Origin of the sequence: Psychrobacter sp. NG25, assembly GCF_015234355.1 — a bacterium.
Lineage (GTDB): Bacteria > Pseudomonadota > Gammaproteobacteria > Pseudomonadales > Moraxellaceae > Psychrobacter.
Map to the genome: position 1 here is coordinate 23,469 of NZ_JADGMV010000009.1, position 12,209 is coordinate 35,677.

The 12,209-nt window shown below is 43.7% G+C and carries 6 protein-coding genes; 5 read left to right on the forward strand and 1 reads right to left on the reverse strand.

Annotated elements, in window-relative coordinates; all coding sequences use genetic code 11:
• Positions 1-76 precede the first annotated feature (76 nt).
• The 5 genes from aroB (at position 77) to IPZ60_RS12695 (ending at position 10,874) form a co-directional block, all read left to right on the forward strand.
• Positions 77-1,180, forward strand: coding sequence for a 3-dehydroquinate synthase (gene aroB, locus IPZ60_RS12675; RefSeq protein ID WP_194198110.1), 1,104 nt, complete (start codon positions 77-79; stop codon positions 1,178-1,180).
• Between the two features lie 129 nt (positions 1,181-1,309).
• Positions 1,310-2,392 (forward strand): hypothetical protein, encoded by a 1,083-nt coding sequence (locus tag IPZ60_RS12680; protein ID WP_194198111.1) that lies wholly within the window; start codon positions 1,310-1,312, stop codon positions 2,390-2,392.
• A gap of 872 nt (positions 2,393-3,264) precedes the next feature.
• Entirely contained in the window at positions 3,265-7,728 is a 4,464-nt protein-coding gene (gene gltB / locus IPZ60_RS12685) for a glutamate synthase large subunit (RefSeq protein ID WP_194198112.1), read from the forward strand.
• A 140-nt stretch (positions 7,729-7,868) separates the two neighbouring features.
• Entirely contained in the window at positions 7,869-9,290 is a 1,422-nt protein-coding gene (locus IPZ60_RS12690; protein WP_194198113.1) for a glutamate synthase subunit beta, read from the forward strand.
• Positions 9,291-9,650: 360 nt separating this feature from the next.
• Positions 9,651-10,874, forward strand: a complete 1,224-nt coding sequence (locus tag IPZ60_RS12695; protein ID WP_194198114.1) for an FUSC family protein — start codon at positions 9,651-9,653, stop codon at positions 10,872-10,874.
• Between the two features lie 83 nt (positions 10,875-10,957).
• Here IPZ60_RS12695 and IPZ60_RS12700 read toward each other — a convergent pair whose 3' ends face one another.
• Positions 10,958-12,091 (reverse strand): PotD/PotF family extracellular solute-binding protein, encoded by a 1,134-nt coding sequence (locus IPZ60_RS12700; protein ID WP_265087466.1) that lies wholly within the window; start codon positions 12,089-12,091, stop codon positions 10,958-10,960.
• Positions 12,092-12,209: the final 118 nt, after the last annotated feature.

A 12,209-nucleotide genomic window follows, 5' to 3' on the forward strand; every position in this document is an offset into this window, starting at 1 on the left:
ACCAATAGCACCTAAATTATGATTACTCACATTTAGCGACTTTCATCTCATTCACAATGCTTAAGGAGTGTTGGCAATGCCACTGTTTCATGATGGTTTGACCGTTCATACGCAAAGTCATGACTATCCAATTGTCATTACTGAAAACACTGCGATAGATAATAGCAGCATGGCAAAACAGGTAGCGCCATATATTAGTGGCCGCCAAGTACTGATTGTCACCAATGAGGCGGTGGCGCCTTTGTATCTAAGTGCGTTAGAAGAAGCGTTGATAGAGCAGTTTACGGTTAGAGTCTGTGTACTGCCAGATGGTGAGCAATATAAAAATCAAGCCAGTATCAACCAAATTTATGATGCATTGATGGCGGAGCATTTCAATCGAGACGTTACGCTTATTGCGTTAGGTGGTGGCGTCATTGGTGATATGACAGGTTTTGCTGCAGCAAGCTTTATGCGTGGAGTGAATTTCATTCAAATCCCAACAACGCTTCTGTCGCAAGTAGACTCAAGTGTGGGTGGTAAGACGGGTATCAATCATCCTCAGGGTAAGAATATGATTGGCGCTTTTTGGCAGCCACAAATGGTACTGGCTGACATGAGTACGCTCAAAACTTTGCCTGCTCGTGAGCTATCAGCAGGGTTGGCTGAGGTCATCAAATATGCGCTCATTATGGATGAGGCATTTTTGACTTGGCTTGAGGAAAATTTACCTGCAATGATGGCATTAGATTTGGCTATACTTGGCGAAGCGGTCAAGCGTTGTTGTCAGTATAAAGCGGATGTGGTTGCACAAGATGAGAGAGAGTCCGGTGTGCGTGCGCTGTTGAACTTTGGTCATACCTTTGGTCATGTGATTGAAACGCATCAAGGATATGGTAATTGGTTGCATGGTGAGGCTGTTGCTGCGGGTATGTTACAAGCTGCCGAGCTGTCACAAAAAATTGGCTGGTTAACGGTCGAGGAAGTCGCTCGTATTAAACATATTCTAACATTGGCAAATTTACCCACTACCGCACCACCTATTGATACACAGACTGCTTTAAATCTGATGGGGCATGATAAAAAAGTGAAACAAGGACAAATTCGCCTTATTTTGTTAAAATCACTGGGTAAGGCTGTATTGACCGATGATTTTGATGCCCAGCTTCTGACAGAAGTGTTATCGCAACAGAGCGTATAGTGTAGCAAAAAATCAGCTTTCATAAGTGCATGCTAAAATTAAGCGCTTATAAGAGCTGATTCACAGTAATACTAATTACCTGTGCATCTATTTAATGCAGTCAATTTTATTTTTACCAAGGATATTCCCATGGCAGCATCAAGACTGACGCCGCATAGCGCTAGCCAATCTTATCGACGTCAAGCATTGATCTGGCTGGTAGTAACTTTGCTGTTAGGCGTGCTAACGGCTCTGATTTGGATGTTTAGTCAAACGCCAGCGATGGGTGCCAAAATTGAAAATGCGCCGATATCCGCACCGGAAACACTGAGTACTGAGCTAGAGCAACCTTTAAAAATTGAATCGTTGCATGAGCTAGATACGGATGTACAGCCACTCAGTTTTGATGCAGCGATTCAAGACTTGCGTAATTATCCCGATGAGTTCAAAGATAAGGGGTATTTACTAGCCAACAAGGGTAAATGGACTGTGCAGGTGATGAATGTCGCTGAAAATGATGTGATTATTAGTTATTTAGAAGGTCGCAAAGACCGTAATAAATTCGCTTATTTCCGTTATCTCGATGATGGAAAGCAAGTGCGCTATATGCTGACTTATGGACTGATGAGCAGCCCACAAGAAGCAGTTGGAGCGGCCAAGCTTATCGACTTTAGATTACCTGCTGATGTGCGTGTGTTACCAGAAGAAATCAATCGATATGTTGGTATTATCGATAACTACACGCGTGCTGATCCAATGAAAGATTTGAGCACCAAACGTACTCGCTCTATTGATTTAGAACCGACTAAGCGTGAAGTACCGGCGCGTCAGAAAAAACCAGTTGCTGAGACCGCAGAAAGCAATACAAATGGCAATGAAAGCATTCGTCAGTCAGCGGATACCTCTGACACCTTATCTGTTAATGAGCAGCGTACTGTGGTGAACGAAGAGCAGTCATCATCGGTTACGACGACGAAAGATGATGGTTCTACTAGCAAAGCTGAGCAGGATAACAAAAAGCCTGCATCAGGTGCTGACACCACTCCTCCAAAACCTCCAGTAGTGCCAACACCGAAACCACCAACTGCTACGCCAAAGTCACCAGTAGTACCAGCAGCTAAGACACCGAGTACGGCTAATAGCGCAAATTCTAGTAACACAACTGCTAATGCCAACACTCCCAAAAATGGTAATGACAGCATAAAAGCACTGATAGAAGCCAAAAGTAATTAATATTTTATTATCATCATCATTTAAAAACCTACTAATGACTTCATTAGTAGGTTTTTTTATGGCGCATCATATAGCATTTTATTAACGTCAAGAATAAGGGCTTTGATGGGATAAGCTTAAATCAATTATTTCAGCCAAACATGGTAATAGCTACTTCACATTAAGTTTTGCATACAGTTTTTAGTTGTCTTATAACCAATAGTAATAAGTTCTCTTACAAAATATGGTTGATGAATCCGTAGAAAAGACTAGATTTTTTAGTCATCATTAACTAATATAACTGTGGGCGACGTTCTGTATAGTTATCGTAAAACTACTTATTTAACAGTCAATTAGTAAAATCCCACTATTTATAAAATAGGTTACTAATTATTTTGGCTCAAGCGCTGCTACTTGTTATCCACATTCAAGTGACCGCAAGTGGAGCAACCTCTCTTATTATCTCCCTTTATTAAGGTTGATAACGCGCTTGAATACAGAGCGTCAGATATTCAAGATTAATCAAATGCATTGTTATTAACTGTTCAGCTAATTGGCTTCAAGTGCTGTACAGTGTTTAATAACGAGCGATACTCAATATAACGATATTACGTTATTGGTAACTAAGTAATTGGTATACAGGGCAGTGCTTTCTCCCGTGCCAAGGGCAATTACTTACTATCTATTAAGACGCTAATTATTTATTGAGACATCTGCTAAAATTAAAAGAGTTGAAGGTTTTACCTTACTCTTAGAGCATGATGTCTATGAGCGTTGCATCATTTATTGAATCCGATATACGAATATTAATTATCAGCCCGTTCTGCTTACGGGGATCAGCTTATGTGCCGCATTGGATATATAGGCGACCCGTTTACTCAAAAGGACCAGCTATGTCAATGATCTCCTCGCAAACTCACCTGGCTACACCAGATGACTTTTCTGATAACTGTGGTTTTGGTTTGATTGCTCATATTGAAGGGCAAGCCAGTCATGATTTGGTAAAAACAGCTATTCATAGTTTAAGCTGTATGACTCACCGTGGCGGTGTTGCTGCTGATGGTAGAACTGGTGATGGCTGTGGTTTACTACTAGCCACGCCTGTTGATTTTTTTGAAAAGATTGCTGCTGAGCAACAATTAGCCATTACTGAAAACTTTGCCGTTGGTATGGTATTCGTCAATTTAGATGAGGCCAAAGCCAAGCATAGCCAACAAGTGCTAAGTGATGAGATTGCAGCCCAAGGTTTAGAGGTTGCTGGCTGGCGCGATGTGCCGCTTGACCTTAGTATTGTGGGTGAGATTGGCCGTGAGACGCTACCGGATTTCAAGCAGGTATTCGTCAATGCTCCTGATGATTTGGCTGCGGATGACTTTAACCGTAAGCTGTTTGTGGCACGTAAAAAAGCAGAACAGCAGTTGATTGATGATGAGCTATTCTATGTTTGTTCATTGAACTGTCAGACTATTATTTATAAAGGTTTGGTGATGCCATCAGACTTGCCAGCGTTCTTCTTAGATTTGCAAGATGCACGTTTGGCGTCACATATTGTGGTGTTTCATCAGCGTTTCTCGACCAATACGCTGCCACGCTGGCCATTGGCACAACCATTCCGTTATCTTGCTCACAATGGTGAGTTGAATACCATCACGGGTAACCGTAACTGGTCTGAAGCTCGTACACCAAAGTTAAAATCAGACAAGCTGCCTAACTTGAATGAATTGACACCATTGGTAAACAGCAGTGGTTCTGACTCATCAAGCTTAGATAACATGCTTGAAGTACTGATGTCAGGTGGCATGAACTTGTTCCATGCGATGTCGATACTCGTACCGCCAGCATGGCAGAACGTCGATAGCATGGATATGGACTTGCGCGCATTTTATGAGTTCTATTCGCAGCACATGGAAGCGTGGGATGGCCCTGCTGGTCTAGTCATTCAAGATGGACGTTATGCTGTCTGTATGCTTGACAGAAACGGCCTACGCCCATCACGTTGGGTAACGACTAAGAATGGCTATATCACTGTCGCCTCTGAAGTTGGCGTTTGGGATTATGATCCTAAGGATGTGTTGGCAAAAGGTCGTGTTGGTCCAGGTCAGATGTTGGTCATTGATACGCTAACGGGTCAGATTTTAGATACTAAAGCCATTGCTACCTTGCTCAAAAAAGCGCATCCATATCGTAAGTGGTTACGTGAAGAAGCGACCCGTATCCGTGATGACGAGCGCCTAGAAGAAGAGCTAGCAGCGCAATCATGTCGCGGTGATCAGCTAAAAACATTGCAAAAAATGTATCACATTACCAATGAAGAGCGCACCGAAATCATTCGCCCTAATGCCGAAAACGGTCAAGAGCCTGTGGGTTCGATGGGTGATGATACGCCAATGGCAGTGCTGTCACAGCAAATTCGTCATGTAGGTGATTTCTTCCGTCAGCAGTTCGCGCAGGTGACCAATCCACCGATTGATCCATTACGTGAATCCATTGTCATGTCGCTACAGACTTGCTTGGGTGCTGAGACCAATGTGTTTGCGCCATCAGCGCGAGATGCTCATCGTATTATCTTATCATCGCCAGTATTGTCAGCTAGTAAAATGCAGCAGCTCGAAACCTTGGATGATCCAGCGTTCAAGATGGCTCGTATTGATTTGAACTACGATAGTACTCTAGAGTTATCAGAAGCCATCACCGCTATTTGTGAGCAAGTAGCGACTACTATTCGTGCCGGTAACACTTTAATCGTGTTGTCTGACAAAGATATTGCTGTAGATAAAGTGCCGGCTAATGCCATTATGGTGACTGGTGCAGTGCATCATTATCTCATTGGTCAAGGTATCCGTACCGATGCTAACTTAATCATTGAGACGGGCTTAGCTCGTGATTCGCATCAAGTAGCGGTATTAATCGGCTTTGGCGCGACCTGCGTGTATCCGTACTTAGCTTACGATGTCATTGATGACTTGGTGGCAACTGGTGAGCTGCTCGGTGATCCAATTCAGGCGCGGGTTAATTTCCGTAAAGGCTTGGATAAAGGACTGCTAAAAATCTTATCAAAAATGGGTATCTCTACCATTGTCTCGTATCGTGCTGCTCAGTTATTTGAAGCAGTTGGCCTCTCTGAAGAAGTGGTTAGCTTGTGTTTCAAAGGTGTGCAAAGCCGTATTAAAGGCGCTACCTTTGCTGATTTGGCCGCAGATCAAGCGCAATTAGCAGCCAATGCATTCAAGCGTCGTGCACCGCTCGATCAAGGTGGTTTGCTCAAGTTTGTCTTTAATAAAGAGTACCATGCCTTTAACCCAGACGTGATCAATAGTCTACATACGGCGGTACGTACTGGTGACTATGAAAACTACCGCCGCTATGCGGATCTGGTCAATAGCCGTCCAGTCGCCACTTTACGTGATTTGTTAAAGTTAAAAACTGACAACTCTATCGATGTAAATGATGTCGAAGATATCTCCAAAATCTTGACACGTTTTGACTCTGCTGGCATGTCACTAGGGGCATTGTCACCTGAAGCACATGAATCAATTGCCATGGCGATGAACACCATCGGTGGTCGTTCAAACTCTGGTGAGGGCGGTGAAGACCCAGTACGTTACGGTACGTTACGTAACTCGAAGATCAAGCAAATTGCCTCTGGTCGTTTTGGGGTAACACCTGCGTATCTACGCTCAGCAGAAGTTATGCAGATTAAAGTCGCTCAGGGTGCTAAGCCGGGCGAGGGTGGTCAGCTACCTGGTGGTAAGGTCAATGCTCTGATTGCACGCTTGCGTTATTCAGTGCCTGGTGTCACATTGATTTCACCGCCGCCGCATCATGATATCTACTCTATTGAAGATTTGGCACAGCTGATTTTCGACTTAAAACAAGTCAATCCTGATGCCTTGGTATCGGTTAAGCTGGTATCACGTCCAGGCGTTGGTACTATCGCTACAGGCGTGGCAAAAGCCTATGCTGACCTAATCACTATCTCAGGCTATGATGGCGGCACAGCAGCCTCTCCGCTGTCTTCTATCCATCATGCAGGCTCACCATGGGAGCTAGGTCTGGCAGAGACTCATCAGTCGCTACGGGTCAATGGGCTACGAGATAAAGTACGTGTGCAAACTGATGGTGGTCTAAAGACAGGTCTTGATGTGGTCAAAGCAGCCATTCTTGGTGCAGAAAGCTTCGGCTTTGGTACTACGCCGATGATTGCGGTTGGTTGTAAATATCTACGTATCTGTCATTTGAATAACTGCCCAACAGGCGTTGCTACTCAAAAAGCCAAGTTACGCGATGAGCATTTCATTGGCGAAGCTGAGATGTTGATTAACTTCTTTAAGTTTGTGGCGACTGAAACTCGAGAGTGGCTAGCGGCACTTGGTGTTAGTAGTATGGAAGAGCTGGTCGGGCGTACTGACTTACTTGAAGTGCTAGAAGGCAACACTGACAAGCAGCGCCATCTTGATTTAACACCGTTATTGTTTAGTCATCCAGCAAGCGCTGGCAAAGCACAAACCTGTCAAGTGGAGCGAAATGAGCCATTTGATAAAGGGTTATTAGCTGAAAGAATGGTTAGCGATATGCTGCTCAATATTCGCCAAGGAATAGGCGGTGATTACAGTTACTATGTTGGTAACTGTGATCGCTCTATCGGCGCCCGTATTTCTGGTGAAATTGCACAGGTATGGGGTAATCTTGGCATGAGTGATATGCCAGTAAGATTGCATCTAACCGGTACTGCAGGGCAGAGTTTGGGTGTTTGGAATGCAGGTGGTTTAAATATTGAGCTTGAAGGTGATGCCAATGACTATGTCGGTAAAGGCATGGCAGGCGGTGAGATTGTCATTTATCCACCGAAAGACTCAGTCTTTACAGCGCAAGACACAGCCATCATTGGTAACACCTGTCTATATGGTGCAACTGGCGGTAAGTTGTATGCTGCGGGTACAGCTGGCGAGCGCTTTGGTGTTCGTAACTCTGGCGCGCATGCTGTCATCGAAGGTACTGGCGATCATTGCTGTGAATATATGACAGGTGGTATCGTCACTATTCTTGGACGTACAGGTCTCAACTTTGGGGCAGGTATGACGGGCGGTTTCGCTTATGTGCTAGATATGGATGGCGATTTCTTTGATCGCTGCAACCATGAGCTGATCGATCTTAACCGTATTTCAAGTGAGCAAACTGAGCAACATCGCATTCACTTGCAACAAGTGATTGAAACGCATGTAGATAAAACAGGCAGTGCATGGGGTCAGACGATATTAGATGACTTTGAACACTACGTTCGTAAGTTTTACTTGGTGAAACCAAAAGCGGCGAACATTGCGAGCCTTCTTAAAACGACAATGGCGGATCCGCAATAGTGCGATAGCCGATATATTTTAAGATACGTTTTAACTCACAAGTTTTAAGCAGGTACGTGACAGCAATGATATTCATGTCTTATATGTTAAATGAATCAGTCATCAAAGGCTGTCACCGGCCACTATAGAGAGATAGCATCATGGCAAAACGCTTAGAAAATAGTTTTCAGTTTTTAGATGTACCACGTCTTGAGCCAACTAAAAAAGACATCGCAACCCGTTCGACAGAATTTGTCGAAATCTATAAACCATTTGAAAATGAGGCTGTGGCACAGCAGTCACATCGTTGTCTTGAGTGCGGAAACCCGTACTGTGAATGGAAATGCCCAGTACATAATTACATCCCTAACTGGCTGAAACTGGCGACAGAAGGGCAGATATTTCAAGCTGCTGAATTGTGTCACCGTACCAACACATTGCCTGAAGTATGTGGACGTGTCTGTCCACAGGATCGCCTGTGTGAAGGTGCCTGCACATTGAACGATGGCTTTGGGGCTGTGACGATTGGTAATGTAGAAAAATACATCAATGACACAGCGTTTGCCCTTGGCTGGCGTCCAGATATGTCTGATGTGGTTTGGACAGACAAAAAAGTCGCGATCATTGGTGCAGGGCCAGCAGGTCTGGGTTGTGCAGATATCTTAGTAAGAAACGGTGTGCGGCCAGTTGTGTTCGATAAGCGTCCTGAAATTGGTGGCTTGCTTACCTTTGGTATTCCAGAATTTAAAATGGAAAAAGATGTCATGCGCAATCGCCGTGTCATCTTTGAAGGCATGGGGATGGAGTTCCGTCTTGAGACAGAAATCGGTACTGATATCAGCATTGATGAGCTATTAAGCGAGTACGATGCCGTGTTTATGGGTATGGGTACTTATACTTATATGCGTGGCGGTTTTGCTGGTGAAGAGCTAGAAGGCGTATATGATGCGCTAGATTACCTGATTGCCAATGTGAATCGCTGTAATGATTGGGAAAAGAACTCTGAAGAGTATATCGATTTCAAAGGCAAAAAAGTGGTCGTGCTAGGCGGTGGAGATACAGCGATGGACTGTAACCGTACTAGTATTCGTCAAGGTGCTGAAAAAGTGGTTTGTGCGTATCGCCGTGATGAAGAAAACATGCCAGGCTCGCGCCGTGAAGTGGTCAATGCTCGCGAAGAAGGCGTTGAGTTCTTATTTAACCGTCAGCCAACTGAAATTATCGGCTTGAACGGTAAGGTCAACGGAGTAAAGGTTGTCACTACGCATCTAGGGGCACCAGACAACCGTGGTCGTCAACGTCCTGAGCCGATTCCTAATTCAGAAGAAATCATCCCTTGTGATGCGGTTATTATGGCATTCGGCTTCCGTCCTAGCCCTGCTGATTGGTTTGAAACGCAGCAAGTCTCAATGGACAGCTCAGGTCGAGTATTGGCAGCAGAAAAGCAAACCTTTAAGTTCCAGACCAACAATCCTAAAATATTTGCGGGTGGCGATATGGTACGCGGTTCTGACCTAGTCGTGACTGCTATTTGGGAAGGTCGTGAGGCTGCTGAAGGTATATTGGATTTCTTGGAAGTCTAGGGCATGTCCTCAATTCAAGCGATAGTTATCTAGCTGGTCTAAAAATGGCTAAATTTTGCCAAATAGCGTCAAATAGCTTGTTAATATCTCGATATTATCTACACTATTTTTCTCGTTTGACGGCAATTTATCTCATTTTTATCTCCATTTTTGAAATGAGGACACACCTTAACTGACTTTATCTAAGTGCAGTTAGTTGTTAGTAGATTCTGAACGTAAACGTCTTTTGTCTTTCGATAGGCAAGAGGCGTTTTTTTTGATTATTACTTTGTAAATAGAGTCGCGGCTGCTAGCATGTTCGTTAGGAAACTATGGTTTTCATTATTCATCCTGCCTATCAACTAAAAAGAGTAACCTTGCGTGAAATCAATCCTCTGGCAGCGTGTGTCTGCTCCGTTTGTTGAGCCTTATGTTCGTTATCAATATGCGGATATTTTGCATGCCATACGCTTAGGTGTGGCTGTAATATTAGCCTTGCTAGTCAATGTCCTTACTGGTTTTCCACATGGTGAATGGACAACCATCACCGTATTCATCATTTTGGGTTTATTGCAGTATCAAGGTGCTATTTATACCAAGGCCAAAGAGCGCATACTTGGTACCATATTCGGTATTGTTGCGGCTTTTAGTATTCTGTGGTTTAACGATAATGTGACTGCTTGGATATGGGTTTATTACACGCTCATTGGTTTAGTCAGTGGTGTTATTGGCTATTTAGCCGTTAGAAAGCTGGGTTATACTGGATTATTGACTGGTATTACAATGTTAATGATTGTCTCGAATTTGGGTCAAGGTGATATGAGCCAAGATGGGATTTATCGTGCGTTGAATATTTTGTTAGGTACGGCTGTTTCTGTCGCTGTCACGCTCATCTTGCCACTGAAATCGACATTGATGTGGCGATTTCTACTGAGCAGCAACCTTGATGCTTGTAGCAACTTGTATGCTGGTGTGGGCAAGCATATTGACGCGACTGATGATATGACTGAAGACACGCCAGTCAGCGTGAATACAAAGCTCAACTCAGTTGTCTTTCCTGATAACGGTGTACCTGTAAATAAGACATTGGTCACCGCGTTACAACAGATTAATAAGCGTCTGCTAGCCGTTCGCCCACATATTGCGGCGACTGCCAGTGAGTCAGGTATTAACAAGACAACGCTGGAGACTATCCAACGTACTCACCGTAATATCATCGGCACCATTGACTTACTACTAAGTGCCGCACCACGTTTAGCAAACATTGAAATCGATGATGACAATCATATCTTATTGATACATTATCAAAGCGAGCTGACGCAAGCCATGCAGCATATAGCAGCGGTATTGCGTAGTCCGAGTGATGAGGTGTTCAGGCCCATTACTCGTATTGCCGTTTCAGAATATCCAAGTGTCCAGCATCTGGCGTTTGAATGGCAAGGATATTTTTGGCTGACCCAAACTTTACAGACCCAACTACAGCAGCTAAGCGAATTGCTACAAACGACCAAGCCACAATGGTATGCGGCATCTGGGCTTGGCTATCAACGCCGTGAGCAGCGCAGAATGAAAGAGCAGGGCGGTGAAGGCGGTTTGGACGTATAGTAAAAAAACGCTGACTACCTAAAGTCAGCGTTTTTATTTATGGAGGCTTATTTTCTTTAAAGCGGTAGTTAATTGCTTTGGTATTAACGACCAGTTTTTAGTTTATCCCAATACTGCTGATACACTTGCAACGCTTCATCACCGACATCTTCTTGGAACTCAGCTTTTGCTAGTACTTCTTTTGAAGGGTAAATTGTTGGATTGTTACGTACCTCTTCGTCCATTAACTCGCGTGCTGCTATGTTTGGTGAGGCATAACCAATTTCTTCACTAACGATTTTGGCATTTTCAGGACGTAGTAAGTAATCAATAAATTTGTGTGCAGCATCAACCTGTTTGGCATTTTTGGGAATAACAAAGTTGTCCATCCACAGGATAGCCCCCTCCGTTGGATACTTATAAACCAAGCTGGTCAAACCTTCATCATTAGCCATGACCGCCTCACCATTCCATGTCATACCAAGTGAGGTCTCACCTTCAATGTAAGGCATGCGAGTGGCATCTGAATTAAAGGTTTTGACATTGGGCATCAAGGTGGTGAGTTTGTTGTAAGCTGCTTCGATTTCATCAGGATTGGTGCTATTACCTGAGAAGCCAAGCGTGAGTAGCGCCATGCCAAATACTTCACGTAGGTCATTGGTAAGCATGACCTGCCCTTTGTATTTGGGATTCCATAAGTCATTCCAGCTATTGACGGTTGCAGGGTCGACGCTGTCACCATTGATTGCTAGACCTGTACTGCCCCACATATAAGGAATAGAATATTTGTTTTCAGGATCTACTTTGGTATTGGTGAATGAGGTATCTAGATTCTTAAAATTACTCAATTTAGATTTATCTAACTCTTGCAATAATCCTTCTTTTGCCATCTTTTCGACATAATAGGTCGACGGAATTGCTAAATCATATTGGCTAGAATCATCGAGAAGTTTCAGCTTGGCATACATCGCTTCGTTAGAATCAAAAGTGGTGTAATTAACCGAAATACCAGTCTCTTCTTCAAAACCATCAAGAATTTCTTGCGGCATATATTCTGACCAGTTGTATAAATTAAGCGTCTCATTGTTCGCAGTCGCACTACCATCAGCCGCAGCATTATCAGAGTTGCTACAGCTGGCAAGTACGAATCCGACCGCCATGGTCAATAGTGCTTTTGGTACTATACGGCCAATACGAGCCGACATGCTCGATGACAAATGGGTTGATGAACGTGTCAAAATATCTCTCCTAAACAAAGAATGATGCCAATCAGTGAAAAGTACCGATTGATAAATGCTACTTAATATAGATAGTTACACTATTATGGCTATTTGTTTCAATGATTTAAAGGGCAAT

Coding starts and splice junctions, on each gene's coding strand:
- aroB (WP_194198110.1), top strand. CDS start 77: ATGCCACTGTTTCATGATGGTTTGACCGTTCATACGCAAAGTCATGAC.
- IPZ60_RS12680 (WP_194198111.1), top strand. CDS start 1,310: ATGGCAGCATCAAGACTGACGCCGCATAGCGCTAGCCAATCTTATCGA.
- gltB (WP_194198112.1), top strand. CDS start 3,265: ATGTCAATGATCTCCTCGCAAACTCACCTGGCTACACCAGATGACTTT.
- IPZ60_RS12690 (WP_194198113.1), top strand. CDS start 7,869: ATGGCAAAACGCTTAGAAAATAGTTTTCAGTTTTTAGATGTACCACGT.